We start from the raw sequence: 23,004 nt of genomic DNA on the forward strand, positions 1-23,004 counted from the left end.
AAAGGTTCATGCACAAGGGAAGAAGTCACCACCCGTTTCGTACGCATTCCCCGGAAAACTTTTTAGCAGACCACAGATAAAGATCACCTGACGATGGCATGAAGCCGAAAGAGGCCGTACACTGCCGGGATGGTCGCGGATATCCGTTACGAGCTGGCTGTGCATAGCTGACCTCTACACAAATGCTCTTTGAAAACAAAAAAATCCCCACCAGCCGCAGCCAGTGGGGATTTCATTTATCGATTATTTTCGCGGTACAAGAAACGGTTAATCACCATCGCTAGTTCGGCGCGCGTAACCGGCTTGTCCGGCCGGAACGTCCCGTCTTCGTATCCATGCATCAACCCGACGTCTGGATCCGACACCGCAGCGATCCCGCCGGCGGCCCAATGGTTTTCAGGCACATCCTTAAACATATCCCTTACCCCCCATTCTTCTTCAGTCCATACGTCTCCACGATTCCAGCCACGATCGCCAATGCACATTTCTGGCGGTATGCGTTTGACCTCAGCAGTTCCGCCTCGTCTCGGTTCGTCATAAATCCGCACTCGCATAAGATCGCCGTCATGCGGGTCTCTCGCAGCACATGCAAATCGCCGGCTTTGACGCCCCGATCGACAAGTCCGGTCAGTTTAATGAGCTGTCGCTGAACGGCGTTGGCGAGTGCTACGGCTGACGCTGGACGAGTCGTATAGACAAACGTCTCAATGCCTCGCGCCGCACTCCAGTCGTTGCCACTGGCGTTGGCATGGATCGAAACAAATAGATCTGCCTTCCATGCGTTGGCGCAGTCCGTGCGCTCCTGCAGCGACACATCACGGATTTCGGCATGCGTGAACAGGATCTCCACATTTTCATATTGCTTTAACAGCGCGGCCGCAAAATCAGCAGTGGCTGCATTAAAATGGAATTCCCTCATACTGTCGTCCGGGCAACGCTTTCCCGGTGTGCCCGGCCCGTGGCCAGCGTCGATTACGATCTTCATTGCTCATCTCCGCCTTTTCCGGCTTTTTGTCCGTCAACATGAGCTTCAGCCAAAATGTACACGACGACACTGCCAACGGCTGTAATGAGTCTCGTGATCTTCACGGCCGCGTCCTCACCTGCTCCGACCAAAACAAGAACGCTGGCAGCCACTCCGACCACCAGCGCCCAAAACTTGCGACTGCTCAATTTTCGTTTCCAATCGATCATGGTTTCAGCCCTCCAATAACAATGAAAGTTACGACGGCTACCAGCACAGCGCGTGTCAACGTGCGCCATAACCACCATCGATTGTCTTCCATTTGGTTAAGGAGATGGCGCGCAGATCTTGCCAGTTACAGGCCAGTACAGCCGTCTCACTCGCGCTAATCGCCGGTCAAATTTGCCGTTCATATTGTCCAGCTCGTCTTCACGCGTGTAATGCGCTGGAGCACATCTGCGCTATCTCCTGCCATGTACAGCCCCATTTGGCATAAAATAGCCCCGATTGCTCGTGGTTTGTTTCTACGGTCGAGTCAGCAAAGCTTCGACGTCAGGCTTGATACTAGCTGGTACGTCGTCAATCGTCTTGATCCCTTTACGGATCAGGTTTGCGTAAATCTGCGCCATTAGCTTGCACCTCCTTCCAGTACCTCAATGCGTACCATCAGCGCGTCAATAGTTGCCTGCTGCTGAAGGATCAGCTCGTACGCCTCCGTAAGGGCTAGCATCGTATCGATGCCTTCCTGCTCCCGCATCGCGTCCTGCTGCGCGGTTGTTTCGTACACCTCAGACAAGGCGAGCATTGTATCTACGCTTTCCGCTTGGAGCTGAGCAACTTTGTCTTCAATGCTCGGTGGGACTACTGGTGGATTAGCCTGCAAGTCATCCCAAGCAGCTTGTAGTTCAGCTTCCGTCGGTTTCGGATCGGGAAGACTCCAAACTGCGATATACTGGCCGTTTCCATCCGAATCGTCCTGCACCAAAAAATCACTTTTCGGGTCAGCTTCGGGAAACAGTTTCATAATTGCTAGTGATGTGTTCACGGTTTGAATCCCTCCATTAGGCTATTTTTGTAATACTGCAATAAGTACTTGCTGCATTTGTGTTACTTACAGTTACTGAAGGTGAAGGGCCAACGTAGAAACTAATGACATCTCCTGCATTTAACTTCATAATTCTTGAGCCGTTTAGCAACAATCCATGTGATGTCTGTGAGGTTTGCATTTGAGCAAGGTCATAATGTGCACCATTTAGGTTTGCAGTTGCATATACAGAAGTACCGGTTGGTGGGGCAACAGATGATTCAAATTGAAATTGGACAAAATAATGCCCCGACTGTTTTGCTGTAAAAGCACCGCTAGTCGTACTCCATTCACCCAAATTGTCGTAATTTAGATTCGACATACTTGTGATCTTTGTAAGTACACCACCAGTAAATGTCTGAATTGATCCAGCATAAGCACTTACTGAACTACGACTATTTGTTGTATTATCCCCCCAAGGATTGATTGCCCCACCATTACGAATAATAATTCCTCTGTCGCACCAATCTGGATTTGTAGCGCTCGGCATGGCCCCGGTTACATCGACGCGGCCACCACTACTAGCGGAAATCAATCCACCATTACCCGTTCCATTGTTATTGACAGCGTAAACGCTCGTCCCAGGGCCAGCGGCTTGAAAACAAGTACCCCTGTTGGAAATTGTACAACTCTCCACTTTCAAGGTTGCGCCGTCTGCAGCTACAAAGGCTGCATCCGAACTTAAGTTTGTAACTGTACAATTGATCTTGTTCGCAGATACAAATGCTGTGCGTGACGCATAAATACAGGCATTTGAATTGTGTACGTTAGTCATACCTTCGAAAGAAACTTGACAACTATTCCCTACCACAATAAAACCCTGTACAGAAACATTGGCTGAGGTGGTTATATTCCCCCGAATAATTATTGTTGCTTTACCCGTGAAACCATCTATCCAAGCCTGCGCAGGGTACGTACCGTCTGCCACATTTATAGTTACGTTATGGTTAACTGCATGTGGAATCTTGTCAATAGCAGCTTGAATGGTCTTTAACGCTCCACCGGATGTATTAGATAGCCCGGTGTTTGCGTCGTTTCCATCCGTGCGAACATAATAAGTTAGATTCCCAGTCGTCTGTACAGGGACATTTTGACCGGCTGCATTAACAGGCAGCACAAGTGCCCCTGTCATCGTATCCCCGGTCTTCGAAACCTTTCCGTTCCAATTCGCTTTTTCAGCGTCCGTTACGAATCGGTTTGAAGCGTCCTGGGCTATGATAGACGGCGGATGCGTCGCCGGGTGGGTGTAGTTGTTTGCCCCCGTTGCAACCCCATCCAACTTTGACTTGTCTGCCGCCGACATAAACCCAGCTGCCGAAGTCGTGGCCGCAGCATGGGCTGTGCCGCCAGCCCCTACGTGAGTAATTGGAGCCTGCTGCACATTGTCAACGTTGCCTAAGCCAACATCAGCTTTCGCCAAAGTGACAGCCCCCGTCTTGCCCGCAACGCTGGTCACGGTGTTGACCTGCGCCCCAGCCGTAATCCCCGCCAACTTATTCTTCTCTACTGTTGTGTAATCCTCAGTGGACAAGCCTTTTCCTGCAACTTTGTCTATTTTTCCAGTAACTGCAGCGTCCAAAATATCGGCGTTGCCGTTCAGATCATTGATGTCGACAACATCTGTTCCTTCCGGCTTTTTCAAATTCAAATTCGGCGTCAATTTCATAGGTTCACGCTCCTCCGTAAGTCCGTAATTGATTCCATGTTTTCGATGCGGCCCCGCCCCACGTCAACGACAGCAGATTTGCCCATGTTGTGTACGTATACTCGAAGCTATAGGTCAAATGAGCCGGCTTGACCTGCTCGAGCATCTGGATAAATCCCGACATATTTGGCGGAATACCGAGAATACCAACAAACTTCACAACGAACCGGTATTCCGCCGGGTACTCGATCACGTCCACTTCGCCGCCGGAGAAGGCCGCTGCCGTGTCGATCAGCATTTGGCGGGTCGTCGTGCCAGTCCCCCGCAGTTTCGCATTGATCTGCTCGCGTCTACTTTGCACCGGCTTCGTCGGATCAACCGACATTCCCAACTCGGTTTCCCATTGATCTAGTCCCCATGTCGCCGTCGACACAAAATACTGATCGAGGACACCGCCATTTTCAGACCAGAGCATGCCCAATTCCTTGCCTTCAGAGTCCATCAACTCTCGAAAATCGCGAATGCCCTGATAATATTCCGGGAGGTAGGCCATCAAATCAACGGGGTCGACATCAGGCGGATCGATTTGGCTGCCGGAGGCGAACCATAAGGTACCGTATAAAAATTGCCCATAGGACATCAGCTACACCCCCTTGAGCTGGTTCCAGGTGACGCCCGGTCCAAGCTTGCCAGCCGCCAGATCATAGACCGCCTTCACCGCGCTGGCCGTCGCCGCTTGCGTCGTGCTGGTACTGTTCGTCGCGGTGTTCAACTGCACGACTCCAGACGCCGACGTCGACGCTGCAGGAAGGCGGTCCGCCGCCAAAGTCCCGCTTGTAATATCGCTGGCCGAATGCGAATGGACTGCCGGCGTAAATGTCGAAGGCTTCCCGCTAATCTCGCTCCAATCGACGATACCCCAAGCGGCGCTGCCAGCCGTCGCCCCCGCCTTCAGCACGCGGCCATTATTGCCCGTTCCCGTTGCCGGAATATGCTGGTTACCGTCCCCGCCCGGATGAACGTAGTTGTTCGCCCCAGCCGCAATACCGGCGAGCTTCGTACGTTCCGCCGCCGTCATTATTTTATTGGCCGCAGACTCAGCTAAATCGTCAGCCGTCAAGGCTACTGCGCCGGTTCTGCCTGACACACTGGTCACGGCGTTGACCTGCGCCCCCGCCGCGATCCCGTCCAGCTTGACCTTGTCCGCGGCCGACATCGCTCCCTGCGCCCCCGTCGTCGCTGCTGGCAGCCGGACAGCTGCCAACGTCCCTGCCGTTAACTCGCTAGCATCATGCGTATGCGTAGACGGCGTATATGTCGCAGGCTTCCCTGTCACGCCAGCCCAAGACACCGAATCGGCCGCCTCCGCCGCATCTACTTTTCCATTGTTGTTCGTGTCATAGATCGACTTGAGCATATCGCCGCCCGTCGATTGAGCAGCGACGAGCAGCACATTGCCGCTCGTCGTGCCGATATACAGTTTCTGCGTATCCGTGCAATACCCTAACTCGCCGACAGCCAGAGCGCCAATACTGGACTCGGCGCCGCGCCGGATCTGAATCAGCACCTTCCTCGCCAAAACCCTCGCCTCCTCAGAACGTACCGCCGTCGATCGCAGCTACCATCAGCCGATTGCCATTGGCTGCGTCATAAACAATGCTATCCGCGTCGATATTAGTCTCAATCCCCGTTGCATTCACGAGCACGCCTTTGCCTGCCTTTGCGGAGACGGCCCCGGGACCAACCGTAATGCCGTTGCCTGCTCCAACCGTCAGCGTCACCGTCTCCGCCGTCCCGCCGCCGGTCAGTCCGTTCCCCGCCGTAATCGTCTGCAAGGCGCCGCCCGTGCGCACCCATGACGTTCCATTGTAGGTATACTGCTTGGACTCGTCATCGACGATACAGGTCATGCCGGTAGTCGGGGCAATGAAGCTCCATGCCGATCCGGTCCATTCCGCGATGTTATTGACTTTTCCTGTCCACACGCCAGTCGGGGAGGCCCCGACGATATACCGGTCCTTTGCAGCGGGAGAAGCCGGCGGCGTTGCCAGGTCCTTATCCTTCACGCTGTCCTGATACTCTTGACCGGCCCGAGCCAAGTCCAACTCGTTCTTAATTTTTTGCGCCGACCAGAGGTCGGTCACTGAGCTTCCTGAGTCGTTGATAACGCGATGCTTCGTCGCATCGTCGATATGGTCGCGAATCTGGGCCGCGGTTGCCGTCTTCGTCCCATCCGACACTTTGTTGACGCTGCCGCCTGTCAAATCCGTCTTTTTCACACGGCCATACGTCGCACCCTCCGCAATATTATCCAAAGTCCCGTTCAGGTCGCTCAGTTCCAATGCATTCATCCGCACCCATAACGCGCCGTCGTCCAGGTACAAATAACCGTTATTCGCCCCGCCGCCGGTGACAAAATAGTACCGCCCGGAAACAGCCGCGCTCGGCCGCGATGCATAAGGTCCCGTCATGACCCGGCCCACAAGCGTATTAGCCGTACCATCCCCGACATATACTTCCTTCGTATCCGTGCAGAACCCCATCTCGCCGGCCAACAGCGCGCCGCGCGCTACCAGTTCCGCTTTCGTCCCTCGTCTGATCCGAATCGTTTGCGCCATCCGTCATTCCCCTTCATAAAATGTTCCGCCATCAATCATACCTGCCTCTTTATAGCGATCCATCTCCGTCTGCGTTGACGTAATCGCTTCCTGCAGCACGTTGACATCGTCCGCATCCACCGTATCGCCAGGCGTTTCGTAGGTCACATACACGCTCTCTACATTCGCAAAAACCCGGATCGTTCGCCTCCACGGTGATTCAGCCGGCGCCGAAAGCGTCCAGGTCGCGACTACCTCGCCGGTAAATCTCGGACCGGTGTACACCCGAACCGTACCGTTGATAATATTGTCATGAGCGAGCCATCCCTCATACTGCCCATTTTCAAGCTGCAGGGCTTCCTCGATCGTGTACACACCACCGTCCTGCTTCTTGTTCAGCTTCTCAGAAAAACGATCAATCCCTTCGGGATAAGCCACTGTTTACACCCCCAAATTGACCGCGCCAACAACCGGCACTTCTTCACTCTGCAGCGCGACATTGCCGGTGCTCCCGTTCACTGTCAATCCTGTGTAATCGAGTACGCCTGACGTGCCTATCAACAACGTGCCGATGCGAGCATAACTGACATAGGTAAGCTCAAAGGCCGTTTCCCGCAAATACGCCTCCAGCAGTTGGATGAACGAATCCTGCACCATTTGCAACGAATACCCTGAAGCAAGGGTGACTGTCGCCGCCACCTCGACCGCCAAACCGATCGCGGATACGACCGTTACCGCAGCGCCGATCGGCCGGACCTCCTCGATATGAGCCGCTACATCCGATACCAGCGAAGGCGTCGCCGGCTGCCGTTCCGTATCGACGATCACCACCTTGACCGTCCCCGGCCCGTCCCACAGCGGGACCACTTTCGCCGCTCCGACGCCAACCGCTTCCGTCGCCCAACGTCGGTAATCCGCTACATTTCCGCTTGTTCCCGGCTCCCGCACCTTTTGCAAAAATCGAATCCGAAGCTGGTCGTCGGATTCCGTATCCTCGCCGGGCAGCAGCACATCCGTCAGTTCCGCGCAAGCAAGACCGGCGACGTAATCGATCGGCAGCAAGACGCCGAAGACGCTATTGCCCGACTCGCCCACAGCTTCGCATTCCAATTCGTATTGGCCGGCTGTCAGCCTCGCCTTCACGACGAAGTTCAATTGCTCGCAAGAGTATCGGCTGCCAATCGGCACATCGAACGGCTGATTGCCGCCGTTCCAAAACATGCCCTTTCGGAGCGCGGGCGATGCCGGCTTCCGGGTTACCCCGCGATCCGACGTTCGCCGATCCAGGTAGACCCCGCTTGTCGTCTCGCCAAATCCGAGCCGCAAAGTCCCGTCCAACTCTATGTACATCTGCGCAAGCTCGGCCGCCGCCGGTGCCAGCGCATCGTAAACGACGCTGCCCTCCCGTTTATCCAGCGTAATCGGGACGCGATCCAGCATACGCTTCAAAATAACGTCATAAGACTGCGATTCATACACGTTTTCCCACCTCCTGCTCTACCTCAAAACTGCCGCTATCTGTTAAGACGGTAAACCGTACGAGCAACTGGTCCCCTTCCCCCTCCAACGTTAACCCGGATATGCCTCGTATGCGGTCATCCTGCAGCAGCGCCTCCTCGATGCGTCTGCGAATATCCGCCCGCACAAACAGCGGGCTTTGCCCGATCAACGCTTCCAACTCCACGCCATAGTGGAAACTGTATACCAAATACCGAAATCGCTCCGTCTGAAGGATCTTGAAGACGGCTTGCTTCGCTGCTTCCAATCCATCGATCATCCCGGCAACGCGTCCGCGCTCGAAATCCAGCCGCCATGTCCGGGAGGGCTGCTGCACCGCTAACATACGCTCGGCAGGGATTTGTCCTCCTGTCGGGATCATGGTCCCACCACCTTATCGAAAATCAAATACTTTTGCCCGCCCTGCATTCTCAGTAAAATAAGCCTGTCCCCCGCTTCCAGCCCTTTACGAATGACGATCGGCTCCTCCGGCAGCGCCGGCTCCGTCATTCTTGTTGCCATGCCGCTTTCACCGGAATCCGCATACGCTTGATCGTGACGCAGATCGATTTCATACCTCGTCAGGTTCTCCGGCACAATTAAAAAATCCGCATCGAGGGCAAACCGTTGATCGACAGTTACCTCGAGCGGATCTATTCTTGTTACTTCTCCAAACATGATGGCCATAGGGGCGCCGGCTTCGATTGCCGCAGCAGCGGCTTGCTTGATAGCCTCCAGCATCATATCACCTTCAATGTCAGACTCATCGTATGGTTCGTTCCATCAAACCGATGCTTCGCCTCGTCAACCAGCATAGGCTGGTTAATGCCAAGCGATTCGATCACAACGGGCAAATACATACCGGCGCGCACACGTACATCGCCAATCGCCTCCAACGTCAATCCCCGGGATTCCCGATTCTTAAGTTGGACGAGTTGTGTCAGACGAGTGCTGATCTGCGCCGCATTCATGTTCTCGTCTACGCTTTCGTATAGCTGCAATAGTCCCCAACGAGCGATATTGGCGCTGTCCTGTTCCATGTAAATCTCGCGTTTGCCCGTTTCCTTGTTATCCTTGTACAGTTTGATGCGATTGTACGTATCCGAATCGATGTCGCGGCCAAAATCGTAGCCCGTCATCAGACTGCCATCACCCACGTAAAAACCGGCCAGGAAGTCGTCAACCAGCCGCAAAGACAAACTGCCGAAATCATCGAAAAAAACGTAATGCCTTTGTGTGCTGATCAGAGTCTGCGTGATCGCTTTGTCAATGATGTCCATCAGCATCTGCCCGTCCTCCGACATGGTCGGAATGCGATAACCGGAATCGTCCAGCCGGCCGACCCGGAGACTGAAATCATCCGCGATCTGTTTGATAATCTGGGTAGCGGTCGCCGCCTTAAAGACATAGGTATCCTTCACCAGCAAATAACGGGTCTGGTCGTACGCTTTAACCGATACCTCATCGTTTTGATTTACCTTGACCGCGAACACGTAACCGTAGAACACGTTTGCCTCATCCATGCGGATGCGGACAATGTCGCCGTTGCTGACGGCGAAAGCCCGCTCCTGATAGATTCCATTTCGAATCAGAGAAAAATCGACGCTCGCCGGACGGCCAATGCGAGTCGTAGTCCAGGATAAATCGGATGTAATCTCCGACACGTCCCAAACACTCCCGGCTTTATTGTCAATCAGAATCTCAATCAAGCATCCCACCACTTTCAAGCGGAATCCGGAGGACTTGTCCTGGCTCCAACTCTTTCGTACCTGCCTCCGTTAGCCTATTGTACTGTTGGATTTCCTTCCAATACTGATCCGTGCCAAAAACCTTTTTCGATATCGTCCACAAGTCGTCCCCCTGCTGAATCGTGTATACTTTCAAAGGCGCGCGATCATCCGCTCGGGACCAAGTAGCCCGCAAAGAGGAAATCGTCCCGTCATCCAATCGCTCAATGGATAGACGTCTGGCGGCATAAAAGCGATACTGCTTCAGCTTCAGCGAGTATTCAATATCGCCCGGAGCCCCGGCTGCTTCCTTCCACTCAAAGGATTCAATGCTGGCCGGCGTATTGATATCATATTGCGTCGATGTGAAAATGAATCGAATCGGCCTCTTGGTCTCCAGCCACTTTCTGAGATAAAGAACGTATTCAACAGGGGGAAGCAAGGCGTTCGGCGTCACGAACGGGACGGGATGAGCAGGGAAAATACCGCTGAATGAGAACTCAGCCAATTTAGGACTGCGAATGACATTGATCATTCCTAGCCCATAAACCTCGCTATCGCTGCCATTGCTGCCTTCGCTCACTTCCATGGATTGCGGCAGAAGCGGAACTTCGAACCATTCCTCCCGATTATTGAAGCTTAGTTCCAAATAATAGCCTGACACTATGCATACACCCCCTGTGCCGATGAGGAGATTTGTTCCGTCAGCATGGTTTGAATCCGGGCGACGATTCGGTCGGCGTCCTCCCCGTTGTTGATGTCCCCAGTTGTTACGCTCACGGTCGGTGTCAGCGAGACAAAATTCTGGATATTTTTCATCTCGGCGAGCTCGCGCATCATTTTCAGGTCTTCGCTGCTGATATCGACGGTGTCGTTGATTTTGCCGACTTCGCCTACTTCGCCGATCTTGCCGACCTGATCCATTTTTACCGCAGTCGCGTCTACACCGGGAAATCCCGGTAAACTAAACAGTCCGGCGAGTCCCCCGACGGCATCCTTGATTTTATCAGATGCAAAGTGACTTGCTTTCTCCCCCCAAACTTGTCCCGTTTGAAAAGCGTCGCCATAGTCCATTTGTTCGAATCGTTTCAGGGTTACTACGTTATTATTGTTTTGTAACTGATTACGGTTCTGTTTCAGGGCAGTTAGTGTACTGTCTAATCCCGCAGTAATGGTCACCCCTTGAAGGCCCGGAATTTTATTCAGGATCGATTCAATTCCCGAAGCAAGTTTCCGCAGAGATTCAAGTGAACTAATCACAAGGTCGTAAAACAATTTTTTAACTCCATAGACCGTATCATTCCAAATGTTAATAAAAAACTCTGCAATAGAAAGAACCATGTTGGCAAAACCGGCGAATATGTTAAACAAGAAGGCAACCAGGACGCCAAATATTCCGCCAACAAACCCTACCACCACAGCCGTAGCGTCTTCCCACGAGTACAAGGCGTAAATTAATAATCCAATCGCGGCGCCGATCAGGAGGATCGGCCAATTCGCGATCATCCAGGCTGAAGCCTGTGCCAGGATGGGTTCTACCATCAACCATAGCTTTGTTATAAGCATGGGGATTTGCGTCATCCCCCATAATAAGAAGGCTCCCCCGATCGCAGCGAAGAGCGGTTCAAACACCCCATAGATCCACTGGATTGCACTTCCAATCCAAATCAACGCCTCAACCAGTCCATTGGCAGCCATGCCAGCCAGCATCATTACATCTGTCAACCCATCCAAAAATGCGGTTCCACCCGCCGAGCTAAGCAATTGGCTGATCCGCTCGATCGCAGGGCCAAGAGCGATGAAAGCCCGATTCTTCAAACTTACAAAAACATCGCCAAAAGTGCGCGGCATTGCTTCGAATTTTTTATTGATGTCATCAGCAGAAGAAAACAACGCTCCTTTAAGGATATTGGCCGCGATGCCTCCCTCTTCGGCCATCGCCTTCAGCTCGCTCTTCGATTTCCCGGTAAATTTGGCAATCGCATCGGCCAACATGGGGGCATTTTCCATAATCGAGCTGAATTCGTCACCCTGCAGCTTTCCTGCAGCCATCGCTTTCGTCAACTGATCCATGCCGGATTGCTGCCCCGCTGCATCCGTTACTGAAAGCTTGAACGCTTTTTGCATCAGTTCGGCGAATGCGATCGTTTCGTTATTCCCGCTAAACATATCCCCGGCTTGAAAGTCCAATTTAACAACGTTTTGTGCCATTGCCATATAATCGCTTTTCGATCGTTCAGCCGCTTCGAAAATCGATTGCTGCAGCCCTTTGGCGGTTTCTCCTTTTTGCCCGTCCGCGATCAGCCCGATTCCGGCTTGTGTCGACATATAGGCATCGCTTGCCTTCATCGCGTCCCCCACGGCCTTAAAATTTATCGAGCTTATGAAAGACGCAATTCCTTTTAAGTTGTCTAACCAGCTTCTTGTGGATTTCCCGCCTTGCTGGGCATCATCGTTAGTCTCCTGTTGAGGCGGACTTCCTTCGCAACAACCGCCTTTGCCTCCGCTCTGTCCAAGCCGCCGAACTGCGGCCAAGAGCCGATACACAAGTCTCTGCAGGTTCGTAAAAAACACGTTGATTGACGCGGGCAGCTGGATTTGAATCCGCAATCGAATGTCGCTAAGCCGAGCCATGATCAACCGCCTTAACCGTACCAGGTCTGCAGCTAATGCTTGGCGATCGAACGCGAGACGAATGCCCTTCTGGCTCTCGAGCTGCTGTCTTATCCGTTGAATGGCTGCCGCAGCCTTCGACGTATCTACGTTTACGGACACCGGCGATTTCATGATTCGCTGGAGACGCTCCACAGCCGCATTTGCCGATTGGACCTGACGAACAAACCGCTGAACGGAACGGTTGAGCTGATCCATCATTTTGAGTGAATCGGACACTGTAGCCATTTCCAAATCCCCTCCCTTCTGCAGCAAAAAGAGCCCCTTAGGGGCCCTCATGCTACTTTTTCATTTTCCTTCGTTCTTTCCGCTCCTGCTCCACCCGCACATCGATCATGGCATAAATGGCTGCACGCTCCCGCCGCGACATAGCGGTCAATTCGTGCGGCAGGATGCGGAGCTCGTGGAGGGCGTAGTACGCGTAATTCGCTTCGCCATCGCCCTCCTGGATCAGTTTTTTACCTGTTCCACCAGTTCGTTTACGTCCTGATCAAAGCCGTTCAGCCGCTGCACGTGCTGGACCAGCTCGACGTATTCGCCTGGCAGCAGCATTTTGCGAAGCAGGGATTCCGCGCCAAGCACACCGTAAGAACGCTGCAAATCCGGATTTTTCAAATCGGGGAATACAACGCTGGACGAGACCAGGTTCGCAAGGTAATCCTCGGTATTGGTTTCCTGCGTATACTGCCCGTTCTTTCCTTTCACGCGTCGGGTCGCCGCCTTGCGGCATTGTTCATTTTCGTCTTCCGTCATGCTGCGCAGCTTCCAGAGAACCGCTGAACCGTCTTTATTCCGGAATCGCGCGGATACTGCGACTTCTTCCGTCACTTCCCCCGCGACATTCTGTGCAAAAAACACGCTCAAATCACTCATGGTTGTCCCTCCTTAAGGCGCCCAATCAGGCGCCCGTAATCGTATTGAATTTGTCAATGACATCATAGTCATGGAACGTAAACGGCAGTTCCTCTTCCAGCATATCGTCGCTTGACGCATCGAAGCGCGCCGCGATCACGCTGTCCAGATTGCAGCCTTTCAAGTATGTTGTCTGCTTGCCCGTTCCGCTCCCCGGCTGCTCATTGACAATCATCAGGTCAAACCAGAAATCCTGACCGGTCTGGATATACGTCCGCATGAGCTGGCGGAAAACAGATGTGACATAATAGATGGTCAGCGTGCCCGAACCGCTCCAGCCCTGGGAGCGCTGCGGCGTATTCGTTCTGCCGAGCACCGGTACATCCACCTTATTTTTCTCGATCGTCGCTTCCAGCGATTTTGCGTAAAACAATTCTTCCGTACGGCCGTCAATGATCACGTACGCTTTCGCCATTTTCCCACTGATTGCGTCAGTTTCCCTAAAGAATGGCATCTTACTTCACCTCCACATTAATGTAAATCTTCTCGATCGCGTCCACTGGCTGAATGCTCAGTTCGATAACGACCGCATCCGCATCCGTACCCTGGCTGACCGTGATATCCGTCTGGCTGTCGAAGTTTTGAATGGCCCCCAGCCCTTGCAGGGTGCGCAGGTAGGATACGACTTCCGCTCCCAGCAGCGCGCGGCCGTCGGCGTTATTGCCAACCTTACCGATGTAAAAGCTCTCGAAAATCCGCTTCACATCATTCGCGATACTGTCGAGCACGCGGATGACGCGGTTTTTGCCGAATGCCTTTCCCTTGTCCGGCGTAAAGCTCGTCAGCGTATTAATATCCTGCTCGACGACGGCATGCCCTTGACTCGGCGTAAACACAAACTCGCCGGCGCGCAAAGCGGCTACAATCTGGCTATTGGTGTAGCGCGGCGCAACATCCACCGAATCGTCGTAAGCGCCGTACGTAAGCGATTGGCTCGCCGATGCGGCTGCCGTGGCGGCAGCGACCCAAGCGGTTGCTTGCGCTGCAGTGAGCGTGGAGCCGTCCGATAGCACGACGCCGTTCTTAACGCTAATGACGCCCTCGAAGTCCGCCGTCGGGTAGTTCTCCATGACAAGCTGTACCTTCTTGCCTTCCTCCTCCCGCATGCGCCGGACAAATGCGGCATAAACCCCTTTCAACGTCGCATCCGTGCCGGTATACGCCAGCGTATGGAAGTCCTGCAGCTCCAGCGCCGCCAGATAATCCAGATGATCTTGATTCGCCGCCGTGCCGTCCGCACCGCCCACGAGCGGGGCGCCCGCCGTTTCGGTCAAGGAGCCTGTGCCGGAAAAGACCACGTAGCCATTGCTAACCAATCCGGCTATGTTAGCTACCGTCTGCACATCGACCTCGACGCCCGCCAGCCGTGTCGTCACATCAAATAGCAAATCATCGTCAATATTCTCCTGAATGATTACGGTGAGCGCGTTGCCCCTTGTGCCGCCATACTTCGCAGTTGCAGTCAGGGAACCTACAGTTACAGCCGCTTTCGTGCCCGTGTTCAGGCGATACAGCAGCACCGTCTGCGCTCTCTTCAGCGCTTCACGCAGCAGCAAAAGCGCCGGCGCACTCAAGTCGAGCCCCAGCAGCGGCTGCACATTCTCGCCGGCCGCGATCGAAATCATCGTTTTTGGCTCGCCCCACGGCAGAGACAAGGCAAGCGATGTGACGCCGCGCTCCCCCAGCGCCCCAAGCGGCTGCGTCGCGCCGTTGAAATTGATGTAAACGCCTGGTCTTACTTTATTTTGAGAAACCCATGTGCCTCCAGCCATTTATTTCGCCTCCATTTTCAAAAATGCTTGCATAGCCGTCTCGGCTTCTGCAATCGTGTACGTTTTGTTTTCCTCCAGCACCACGGAAAGCACATCCTTCTCCCGCCCCGGACGCTGCCGGGATTTGAGGAATTGTTCCTTCGTATAACGCCCTTCCGCTGCTTGTGCAGCAGGCTGCGCCATCTCTTCTTTACGCTTCAACAATCTTCCCCTCCTGTTCCAGGGCTTGCATTTTCGGCGCCGCTATCGGCTGCTCCCAAACGAGCATTTCGTAGGCCACCCAAAACTCCAGCACCCCGTTTTCAATTTGAAACCGCATATCCAGCCCGGGCAGCGGACGTCCCTCCAGCGCAATCCATGCCACTGCTTGCATGAGCTGCTCGGCGATGTCGTACAGGTGGTCATCGTTCGTCGGAGCCGCCGCGAAATAGCGGATGGCGAACGGATATCTGCGCCTGAAGCGGTGCCCCAGCTCCCGAACATGCCCCGGNTGAAGCGGTGCCCCAGCTCCCGAACATGCCCCGGTTCCAGTAACCGCACGAAGAAACGCGGCGGGTCGACCCCTTGAGGAAACTCTTCATCCGATACGGGGATGCCGGGAAACGCGGTTCCCAAAACGTCATGCACGGCATACCGCACCTGGTTATAGCTGATTGCCTCTGACATATTCCCTCACCTCGAAACCATTTGATCAATCACGGCAATCGCCGATGGATAGTGGCAGAAAAGCTCCCGTTCAAGCATTTCCACAGAGGTAGATTTCCGCCTGCCGGCAATGAAGCGGATCTCTCCAATCTCCAGCTTTTACGAAGCGTCCCGTGCCGCGCATACGCAGCAGAAGTTCAGCCATTCACAGACAAGCGTACTCAGAATACCGGCGACCGCTTCTATATGGGGGAGAGTAAACCCGAAATGTAGGAAGCGATCGCTAATACAGAGAAATTATTACTTATCTGTTTATTACTTCCACACTAGCATACTAACACGGGTAGACACGCCCAAAATGACATCATAGCGCCACTCTATTTATTCGGCCTTGAGTGTGTTTGCGAGTAGCAGTCCCCTTTCCGTGCAAACAAGTTTGCCAAAGAAATCTACCTCCAGCCGATTTTCTCAGCTATTTCTTGAACAATATCATCACGCCAGCGCATGGCCTGCCGACTACTGATATGTAAACGGCCCGCTAAACCTTCCCAGTTCAAAAGCGTTGATCGGGTCCAATACCGCAATTGCAAAAGCTTGCGCTTCTCCTCCGGCAGCCGCTCGACCACCGACTCAATCGCCTCTACGATGGCCTGCAGCTGCTCCAGCATCTTATGGCTCGTCAGCAGCACGACCGCCCGTCCGGTCGGATCTCCAGGCAAATTGCCCCGGCTGCCCCCTATGTTCTCATCTCCGCCGCTACGGCCGTACAAAATGTCGTTTTTCAGCCGGACGATCTCCCGCCTTGTATCATGATAAGCATACAGTTCACTTTCAACGTGCTGGAACGTGCCTTTGCGTAATTTGGTTTTCATGATTTTGGTCCCCTCTCAATCCGCAACCTCTCCCACTATATGGACATGGAGTCGCGGGGAATTTGGTTTGCTTTTGCAATTTCTACGATTACGATGATATTCATGATTCATGAAGTTACTGACAAAAAAAGTTCTTCTATAGACTTATCTATTCTTTCCGAAATCACAAATCTCGTTTGCTAGAATTGGGGGAATACCAGATTCTTTGTTACTATATGTGCGCATGTCGACGCCTATCAATTGTGCAAGATCCTCTTGTTGTGTGATGCTGAAATACTTGCGCCAAGCGATAAACTTATCCTGCATATCAGCCACCTCCAGTCAGTGGTTTCATGATATATGAAGTATATGAGGTAGTCAACATTAAACTTCATAATTCATGAATGTTATTTGTTTACAACTTCATGAAATCGTATATAATAATTCATGAAGGATGGTGAAAACCATATGGCAGATGTGAAAAAATATGTTGGCATGCAGATTAAAAAGTATAGAAAACTCCGCAATATGACCCAAAAGCAGTTGGGTGCAAAAATCGGCGTTCAACACAATACCATTTCATCGTACGAGTCTGGAACGAATGAGCCGGAGCAAAGCATACTATTTGAGTTGGCGAAAGCGCTCGATCTGAGAGTGGATGACTTTTTCCCCAAGTCGACGCCGGCAGCTTCTCCGGTTATTCGAACATCAGAAGATAACGGCATCATACAAAAATACAATGCGCTCGATGAGCACGGTAAACGTTCCGTTCGCACATTACTTGAGCTTGAATATGAACGTTGTACCAAACCTCACCTCACGGTCGTTGCGGCTCATAGTGACGACTATTCGGAAGAACAACAGAAACTGATGGAAGAAGATCTTGACGACCTTGAGAAGCTTCATGCTAAGCGAAAGAAATAGAGGTGAGGCAATGGAGTACGATAACCTGTTGAAAGCAGCGGAACGATGCGGCTTATTCGTTTATGAAACCAAATTCAAGTCAAGGGCGAAGGGGTTAACAAAGGGGAATATAATCGGTATTGCGGATCATTTGCCTTTGGCGGAAAAATCCTGCATCCTCGCCGAAGAGCTAGGCCACTATCATACGTCAACCGGCAACATCCTTGACCAATCCGACATTCGGAATCACAAACAGGAGTTGCGTGCCCGGCAATGGGCTTATCAAAAGCTCATTCCGCTCGAGCGGATCGTCGACGCGCACCATGCACGTGTAAAAGGTCGCTACGACATTGCCGGATACTTGGGAGTAACGGAGGAATTTTTACAAAGCTGCATTGACCGGTATACTGAAAAATATGGATTATACGCACCGGTTGGCGATCGCTATATCGTTTACTTCGATCCGTTAGGCGTTATTGAAATTTTCCCGTCCTAATCGACCCTTTCGCAACGAAGGCGCGCGGCTAATTTTCACGACTAAAAACCGAACATACGTTCATATAAAGGTTAAATTACCCATTGTTATTACTAACGGTATTCGCCGCCCTAGCCTATCGTATTGCAACTCCGATAATTAGTGCGATAAATAATTTACCTATGCCAGCATTATCGAGAGAGGTCGTAGCTATTCGTTGACTCCCTCATACACATAAGGTGACTAAATCTTGTGCACGATATTTACTGGTTCGTGTGACGAATCCTGCATCTTTGGCTAGTTGGGCGAGAGCAGGAGGAGACAATGTCGTTCCAGTTCTTGTGAAGCCAAATGAAGGTCGTCTGAAATATCAGATTCATCATAAAACGCTATCCTTTCATTAATCAGTCTTATGAAAGAATAGCGTATATTCGTTTTCAGGAGGTAGTACTTTCCTTTAGCTTGATGGGCATGGGGTAGGACCAGCGAAACTGTCAAGTTGATTCTGCTTGTGGGCTAAAATCTAGAGTCTCCAATCGATCCATCACACACATCAGATTATGACTTTCCCACGGCTCGAATACGCAAAGCTTGCCCACATCGTGTGCAATATCTGCTGCTCGGCGGAGAATACGTGCCACACCCATTACAAAGCAAATCTGCGTGACTCGATGAGCCTCCGACTCGTGTATCTTCAGGATTCAAAGCACGTAATGTGCCAAATTCAAGCTGTCGTCCACGTCGAATAAGCCCCAGTAATAAACTAATACCAATAGCCCCAATAGCTCCCATTGCAAGTAGTCTAACACTTCCTGATGCGTACGAATAATTCCATAACGTATGCAAACCTATGGAGACAGCGAATAAACCGAGAAACATCCCTATTCTTGCCCATGGATTACGTTGCTGACTATGTAGTGTCGTATGTTTTGCTAAACCCATCCAAAGTCCAACCGCAGCAATCGCAGTCCACGTACCGTGTCCAAATGGAGAAAGTAACGTACGTACCCACAAAACTACGAGCATTGATAATGAAGAATCAGTTTGTAAATTTGTCCAGCCATACAATATGCTCTCGATCGCTGCAAACCCCATGCCTGCCGCAGCGCCAAACACAATCGCATCCATCAGAAATCGAACCTGATGACTACGCAAAAGAATGAAGAAAACGAGTAGCTTACAGCATTCCTCTACAATCGCTACGATTATCGGGTTATAGAAAGAACCTAGAAAGGGTGGAGCAACAGATGGAACAACCATCCATAATCGTTCCAAAGCAAAAGCAGCCGGAATCGCCACAAGTCCAGTTAATACAAAGATCATCGCTAAGCGAAAACTGCGAAAACCGAGGATTTGTTGATTTCGTACATAAGCCACGAACGTAACAGGTCCAAACAAGCCCCCCATGAGCAAAACAGCGATTCGTATCCCAAGATTCGAAACAAAAAAGGCTAGGATTGATAATCCAACAAATCCACAACCTAACCACAGTAAGTATGTAATCCACTTGTCTTTGGCTTGTGGCAGCTGATCTTGCTTTTCTTGTTCTGAATGTTGCAATTCTTCTGGATTATAGGGTACAACAACGGACTTCAATAACGCTGGATTCCGAATACTTAACATAGTCAATAATTGATGCTTCACAGGCATGTAGTAAGCTAATATCGATTGAAAGAACGACTGGTCCAGCGTTAATAGTTCACAATCTTCCAGCACTTTTACTTGATAAAATGCCGGCAAATCGGTCAGCAATTCCGTTTCCCCGAAAAAATCACCTTCCCGAAGAACCGCATGTTTCCCTTTGCTGCGTATTTCTACACTTCCACGACTAATCATATATAAGGAGGTTATCGCTTCACCTTGACGCACGATCGTTTGTCCTTGCTTGACCGTTTCTAATTGTGTGATCTCAGCAATCCCTCTTAACTCCGAATCAGGAATCGTCGACCAAATCGTCGCTTTCCTTAATAAACTATGGATATAGCGTAATCGCACATTAACTAGCATACTTTGATAGAACAATGGACTTTGATCAGCTAATCGTTCAAACAAGCTATAATCAAGCCGAAGTGCTATCACCTGCTCCATAGCTACAATCGAAGCCGAGCGAGGCTCTCGTCGAATGAGCCCCATCTCGCCAACGATTTCACCCGCTCCTAGCTCTGCTAGTGTTAGAGTCTGTCCAACAAGATTCCGACTGGTTACTCTCACACGTCCTTGCACAAGTATATAACAATCTGAAGAGGGGTCATTCTCTACATATAAATAAGATCCTGGCTCGAAGGCGTAGACTTCAATTGTACGTGCAACCATTTCGATTTCATGGTCCGGAATCCCTTGTAACAATGGATGCTGCCGTAGCCATTTGTCAACAGTGTCTAAGTCCACTCATTTTCTCTCCCTACTTTCTTATACGCCTATTTTACTATGTATCGTGATTAGAGTGTGTATCATCATTAAAACATAAATAGGATTGCAGGACATGTATGCACGATACAAGCCTTGCAATCCTAATCACTTACTTGAACAATTTAGATTAACGCATATTCCCAATAATTGAACTACGAGATTCCTGCATCTTTTTAACGAAATTAGTCATGACATCAAAAGCTTCGTTACGTTTGTTCGTCATCGACTGTAACCTTAGCATGTCCATTTGTTGACTATTACCAAGCGAGTCAATGGATTGCTTTACAGTATTAATCTGCGCATCTACTTCGCCCTTCGTCTTCGGTGTCCCCGTTATTCCAGCGGACGAATACAATTGACTTAAATCACTTTGTTCTTGGCTAGTGACTTCTGCATTAGCTGCTGCACCCGCACCCAACCTGCCTTGCACTTGAAATAATCCCGCCAGCACAGAATTCAAACGGCCTACCTGTTCATTTCTCGCTTGTACATCAGCAATTTGCGTTTTCAGTTGTTCATCTAGTAGCTGCGTGCGTTGCGCTTGTACCGCTGCTAGGGCTTCTTCAATCCCCATTCCTTGTAAATCCACTGACGATATTCCCGCTACCGTGTTTTGTAAGTCCTTTCCCGTGATCGTTTCCTTCACCGCACTGTACACATCGTCGTTATACAACAGTGCTCCCCCTGCCAATACGCCTACAACAAAAGTGCCTAACGAGGATAAAATAAGCTTTTTGTTCATTATAAACTCTCCTTCTGTTTTCTTTTTTTATGAATTGCATCTTACCCCTTAATTCACTCTTCATATCTTATTAGATTTAGCTATTTATTTCTGTAACCATGGCTACAGAATGTCGCCTTGAAGCAAGACGAATTTAATGCTGGAAGATACATGCCTCTGGGCACGCGTAACTTTTATATGAATACGAGACTCGATGGGCATGGGGTACCGCCAACAAAACACGTATAACGACGCTAAGCAATTCGTTGCATAAAAAAAGCGAGCTCTCCCTTTCTCTACAAGGGGCTCGCTTTTCGTAAATGCAGCTGAGCAAAGTTCAACTAACGTACCCGTTAGTTGAGCAATTACCCTTTAATAGCTTCTATTGAAAGCCATTGCGGAATTGCTGCTAAGGGATTTTTATGCCAATCGCAATACTTTTCAAGCTCTTGTTCAGACATAAGTTTTCCCTCATCGGATGAATCGTCCACTCAAAACGAACCATCCTCTGCATACATTTCCTCAACATACTGTACGGCAGCGCAAGGCTTGTTTGGGGAGGCTTCTTAGAGGAGCTTAAGAACTGATAGGCATTCTTGATGTATCGATCACATGCACGACGGTATGCTCAGGATATCCATAGATTCGCAGATGGAAGGCAATCCCCTTCTGAACACAACTGATTAGAAGTTCTTTGAACTCACCCGGTGTAAGGATAAAATTGATTTTCCAAAACCCTGTTTTGATCGTTCCTAGAGAATTTCTCCATCAGCAAACCCTGACCAGCCCTGTTCAAAACGTTTGCGTTCATCGGGCGAGAGGATTTTCTTCAGCGCGTCTATTATTTCAAATGCAGCCCTTGTTTGATCATGGATTGTTAACGTTTAGTATACTTCAGTTGATTTTCTGTATTTTTCGAAACAGACCTCATCGGCTACTCCGTATAAAATCTCATGGCTCAAGAGATTCACACTGCGAGGAAGGCTCTGCGGATTCCGGAGGATCTCATCATAGAAAGCTTTTCCTTTACTAACAACCCAGTTTGCAATATCTTCTATTCCATCCTCAGACTCTTCCATATAGTCGGTATAAGGTTGATCTTGCAGTTCAATAGAAAAATCTACAAACTCCTCCTGGAACGAAATGAGTTCATCCAGCTCAAAATTCCATAAAACATCCTTTAACTTCTCACGATCAGAGTTAGCCCTTTGAATCGTTTTCCAGAACCACTCTGTTCGATTGCCGTTGTGCATCACTCTCAATCACCTCGCTGTTCCGTTTGATCGTTTAGCAATAATCCCCAAAAACCGTCTGAAGCTTATCCTAATTCACGCATAGCTCCCCAAACCAGCCAGCCCAAGGCATTTCCATATCTGAGCGCCCCTTCGTAATATTCAATGCATCGCCTGCCACACAAACACTGTCCACATTGATCCAGCGGTCAGGAGAAAGTTCAATCGTCTGATTCGGAAGTAAGCCAATCATATCACAAACCAACTGAATTTTGCTTTTTCCTTCTGGCTCATAGCGATGAGATGAAAAGGGATAGGTCACGTCCCAGGATCGAAATAATGTTTGAACGATAGAGTGACCATAGAATTGTTACCCTTTCAGATGAGAATGATAGCAGGGAAATAATTCCACAACAATAGACGCACGTAATAACCAGTATGTTGTGGTAACCTGCCCGTTAGCCATCCATGCTGCACAAAGCGCAGCACCACAGAGAGTGAAAGTTAATCCGTTCTTTCATAGTAGTTCAGTTCTTGTTTACAGTCTTTTTGAATCCACTCATATAGTTCTGGCGAACTTGCGCGAATCGTTATCAAATCGTTCCTTATCACGATATCGCCTTTTATAGGGCTAGCGTGTGAACGTGATGGGATTTCTACGCGGCATCCGAAGGATACGAATGTCCAGGGCTAGAGAAGAAGCTTGAACTATTGTTTTTAAAGACAAATTTCGGATAGAGGTGACCACTGCCGTACTTGGAAAACAACACATTTTTTTGTATACAAAAAAACAGCACCTTTACCGATTCATCGGTAAAGGTGCTGTTTGCTGCTTGGCGACGTCCTACTCTCCCAGACCCCTGCGGGTCAAGTACCATTGGCGCTGGAGGGCTTAAC

General features: G+C 50.7%; 29 protein-coding genes and 2 pseudogenes. 3 read left to right on the top strand and 28 right to left on the bottom strand.

Annotation, left to right across the window (positions count from 1 at the left end):
- Positions 1-236: 236 nt before the first annotated feature.
- The 16 genes from DQG23_RS19885 to DQG23_RS19960 all read right to left on the bottom strand — a co-directional run bounded on the left by DQG23_RS19885 (position 237) and on the right by DQG23_RS19960 (position 12,148).
- Positions 237-416, bottom strand: coding sequence for an S-layer homology domain-containing protein (locus DQG23_RS19885; protein ID WP_158560602.1), 180 nt, complete (start codon positions 414-416; stop codon positions 237-239).
- Between the two features lie 5 nt (positions 417-421).
- Positions 422-985, bottom strand: a complete 564-nt coding sequence (locus tag DQG23_RS19890) for an N-acetylmuramoyl-L-alanine amidase family protein (RefSeq protein ID WP_113032620.1) — start codon at positions 983-985, stop codon at positions 422-424.
- On the bottom strand, positions 982-1,194 hold the full coding sequence (locus tag DQG23_RS19895; RefSeq protein WP_113032621.1) for a hypothetical protein: 213 nt from the start codon (positions 1,192-1,194) through the stop codon (positions 982-984). The genes DQG23_RS19890 and DQG23_RS19895 overlap by 4 nt, the downstream gene beginning before the upstream one ends.
- A 294-nt stretch (positions 1,195-1,488) precedes the next feature.
- Positions 1,489-1,593 carry a CD1375 family protein gene (locus tag DQG23_RS43450; RefSeq protein WP_272949059.1) on the bottom strand — a complete coding sequence of 35 codons (105 nt, stop codon included), beginning with the start codon at positions 1,591-1,593 and terminating at the stop codon, positions 1,489-1,491.
- A complete protein-coding gene (locus tag DQG23_RS19900; RefSeq protein WP_113032622.1) occupies positions 1,593-2,009 on the bottom strand; it encodes an XkdW family protein in 417 nt (138 codons plus the stop codon). Before DQG23_RS19900 ends, DQG23_RS43450 begins: the two co-directional genes overlap by 1 nt.
- A gap of 16 nt (positions 2,010-2,025) precedes the next feature.
- Positions 2,026-3,714, bottom strand: a complete 1,689-nt coding sequence (locus DQG23_RS42595; protein ID WP_192894612.1) for a hypothetical protein — start codon at positions 3,712-3,714, stop codon at positions 2,026-2,028.
- Positions 3,715-3,718: 4 nt separating this feature from the next.
- The gene (locus tag DQG23_RS19910) at positions 3,719-4,333 is read right to left on the bottom strand and encodes a YmfQ family protein (protein WP_113032623.1); all 615 of its coding nucleotides are present in this window, start codon (positions 4,331-4,333) and stop codon (positions 3,719-3,721) included.
- 3 nt (positions 4,334-4,336) lie between these two features.
- Positions 4,337-5,272 (bottom strand): tail fiber protein, encoded by a 936-nt coding sequence (locus DQG23_RS43005; protein ID WP_238177945.1) that lies wholly within the window; start codon positions 5,270-5,272, stop codon positions 4,337-4,339.
- 13 nt (positions 5,273-5,285) lie between these two features.
- Complete coding sequence (locus DQG23_RS19925) at positions 5,286-6,311, bottom strand: DUF2793 domain-containing protein (protein WP_113032624.1); 1,026 nt, start codon at positions 6,309-6,311, stop codon at positions 5,286-5,288.
- Between the two features lie 3 nt (positions 6,312-6,314).
- Entirely contained in the window at positions 6,315-6,728 is a 414-nt protein-coding gene (locus DQG23_RS19930) for a phosphoglucomutase (RefSeq protein ID WP_113032625.1), read from the bottom strand.
- A gap of 3 nt (positions 6,729-6,731) precedes the next feature.
- Complete coding sequence (locus DQG23_RS19935; protein WP_113032626.1) at positions 6,732-7,769, bottom strand: baseplate J/gp47 family protein; 1,038 nt, start codon at positions 7,767-7,769, stop codon at positions 6,732-6,734.
- Complete coding sequence (locus DQG23_RS19940) at positions 7,762-8,169, bottom strand: DUF2634 domain-containing protein (RefSeq protein WP_113032627.1); 408 nt, start codon at positions 8,167-8,169, stop codon at positions 7,762-7,764. Before DQG23_RS19940 ends, DQG23_RS19935 begins: the two co-directional genes overlap by 8 nt.
- Positions 8,166-8,528: a DUF2577 domain-containing protein gene (locus tag DQG23_RS19945; protein WP_202865927.1), complete on the bottom strand. Its 363-nt coding sequence runs from the start codon at positions 8,526-8,528 to the stop codon at positions 8,166-8,168. The genes DQG23_RS19940 and DQG23_RS19945 overlap by 4 nt, the downstream gene beginning before the upstream one ends.
- Positions 8,528-9,451: an XkdQ/YqbQ family protein gene (locus DQG23_RS19950; RefSeq protein WP_238177946.1), complete on the bottom strand. Its 924-nt coding sequence runs from the start codon at positions 9,449-9,451 to the stop codon at positions 8,528-8,530. Before DQG23_RS19950 ends, DQG23_RS19945 begins: the two co-directional genes overlap by 1 nt.
- Before the next feature lie 37 nt (positions 9,452-9,488).
- The gene (locus tag DQG23_RS19955) at positions 9,489-10,178 is read right to left on the bottom strand and encodes a LysM peptidoglycan-binding domain-containing protein (protein WP_202865929.1); all 690 of its coding nucleotides are present in this window, start codon (positions 10,176-10,178) and stop codon (positions 9,489-9,491) included.
- A complete protein-coding gene (locus tag DQG23_RS19960) occupies positions 10,178-12,148 on the bottom strand; it encodes a tape measure protein (protein WP_158560603.1) in 1,971 nt (656 codons plus the stop codon). The genes DQG23_RS19955 and DQG23_RS19960 overlap by 1 nt, the downstream gene beginning before the upstream one ends.
- Before the next feature lie 39 nt (positions 12,149-12,187).
- Here DQG23_RS19960 and DQG23_RS42205 point away from each other — a divergent pair, with 39 nt between their 5' ends.
- The gene (locus DQG23_RS42205) at positions 12,188-12,397 is read left to right on the top strand and encodes a hypothetical protein (protein ID WP_158560604.1); all 210 of its coding nucleotides are present in this window, start codon (positions 12,188-12,190) and stop codon (positions 12,395-12,397) included.
- A 240-nt stretch (positions 12,398-12,637) separates the two neighbouring features.
- On the opposite strand, the gene DQG23_RS19965 is transcribed toward DQG23_RS42205, so the two are convergent.
- From DQG23_RS19965 to DQG23_RS19990, 7 genes and pseudogenes are all read right to left on the bottom strand, one after another.
- Complete coding sequence (locus DQG23_RS19965) at positions 12,638-13,060, bottom strand: phage tail assembly chaperone (RefSeq protein WP_113032631.1); 423 nt, start codon at positions 13,058-13,060, stop codon at positions 12,638-12,640.
- 25 nt (positions 13,061-13,085) lie between these two features.
- Positions 13,086-13,553: a phage tail tube protein gene (locus DQG23_RS19970; protein WP_113032632.1), complete on the bottom strand. Its 468-nt coding sequence runs from the start codon at positions 13,551-13,553 to the stop codon at positions 13,086-13,088.
- A 1-nt stretch (position 13,554) separates the two neighbouring features.
- Entirely contained in the window at positions 13,555-14,871 is a 1,317-nt protein-coding gene (locus DQG23_RS19975; RefSeq protein ID WP_113032633.1) for a phage tail sheath family protein, read from the bottom strand.
- Positions 14,872-15,072, bottom strand: a complete 201-nt coding sequence (locus DQG23_RS19980; protein ID WP_238177947.1) for a hypothetical protein — start codon at positions 15,070-15,072, stop codon at positions 14,872-14,874.
- Positions 15,062-15,343 carry a phage tail terminator family protein gene (locus tag DQG23_RS43585; RefSeq protein ID WP_337589405.1) on the bottom strand — a complete coding sequence of 94 codons (282 nt, stop codon included), beginning with the start codon at positions 15,341-15,343 and terminating at the stop codon, positions 15,062-15,064. The genes DQG23_RS19980 and DQG23_RS43585 overlap by 11 nt, the downstream gene beginning before the upstream one ends.
- Before the next feature lie 74 nt (positions 15,344-15,417).
- Positions 15,418-15,537 (bottom strand): annotated as a pseudogene (locus DQG23_RS43590) (phage tail terminator family protein); the annotation flags it as partial.
- A gap of 428 nt (positions 15,538-15,965) precedes the next feature.
- Complete coding sequence (locus DQG23_RS19990) at positions 15,966-16,388, bottom strand: transcriptional regulator (RefSeq protein WP_238177949.1); 423 nt, start codon at positions 16,386-16,388, stop codon at positions 15,966-15,968.
- Positions 16,389-16,835: 447 nt separating this feature from the next.
- Between DQG23_RS19990 and DQG23_RS20000 the strand changes: the two genes are divergently transcribed.
- Positions 16,836-17,291 carry a helix-turn-helix domain-containing protein gene (locus DQG23_RS20000; RefSeq protein ID WP_113032635.1) on the top strand — a complete coding sequence of 152 codons (456 nt, stop codon included), beginning with the start codon at positions 16,836-16,838 and terminating at the stop codon, positions 17,289-17,291.
- A 10-nt stretch (positions 17,292-17,301) separates the two neighbouring features.
- Positions 17,302-17,766 carry an ImmA/IrrE family metallo-endopeptidase gene (locus DQG23_RS20005; protein ID WP_113032636.1) on the top strand — a complete coding sequence of 155 codons (465 nt, stop codon included), beginning with the start codon at positions 17,302-17,304 and terminating at the stop codon, positions 17,764-17,766.
- 208 nt (positions 17,767-17,974) lie between these two features.
- Here the strand turns inward: DQG23_RS20005 and DQG23_RS43015 are convergent.
- From DQG23_RS43015 to DQG23_RS43020, 5 genes and pseudogenes are all read right to left on the bottom strand, one after another.
- Positions 17,975-18,114: pseudogene (locus DQG23_RS43015) on the bottom strand (IS4 family transposase); the annotation flags it as partial.
- Positions 18,115-18,303: 189 nt separating this feature from the next.
- Positions 18,304-20,133, bottom strand: a complete 1,830-nt coding sequence (locus DQG23_RS20010) for a cyclic nucleotide-binding domain-containing protein (RefSeq protein WP_113032637.1) — start codon at positions 20,131-20,133, stop codon at positions 18,304-18,306.
- 148 nt (positions 20,134-20,281) lie between these two features.
- Complete coding sequence (locus tag DQG23_RS20015) at positions 20,282-20,896, bottom strand: hypothetical protein (protein WP_113032638.1); 615 nt, start codon at positions 20,894-20,896, stop codon at positions 20,282-20,284.
- Between the two features lie 863 nt (positions 20,897-21,759).
- Complete coding sequence (locus DQG23_RS20020) at positions 21,760-22,128, bottom strand: DUF4240 domain-containing protein (RefSeq protein ID WP_113032639.1); 369 nt, start codon at positions 22,126-22,128, stop codon at positions 21,760-21,762.
- 635 nt (positions 22,129-22,763) lie between these two features.
- On the bottom strand, positions 22,764-23,004 hold a 241-nt coding region (locus DQG23_RS43020; protein WP_238177950.1), incomplete at its 5' end, for a hypothetical protein.

Source organism: Paenibacillus contaminans (assembly GCF_003285015.1).
GTDB classification, from domain to species: Bacteria; Bacillota; Bacilli; order Paenibacillales; family NBRC-103111; genus Paenibacillus_V; species Paenibacillus_V contaminans.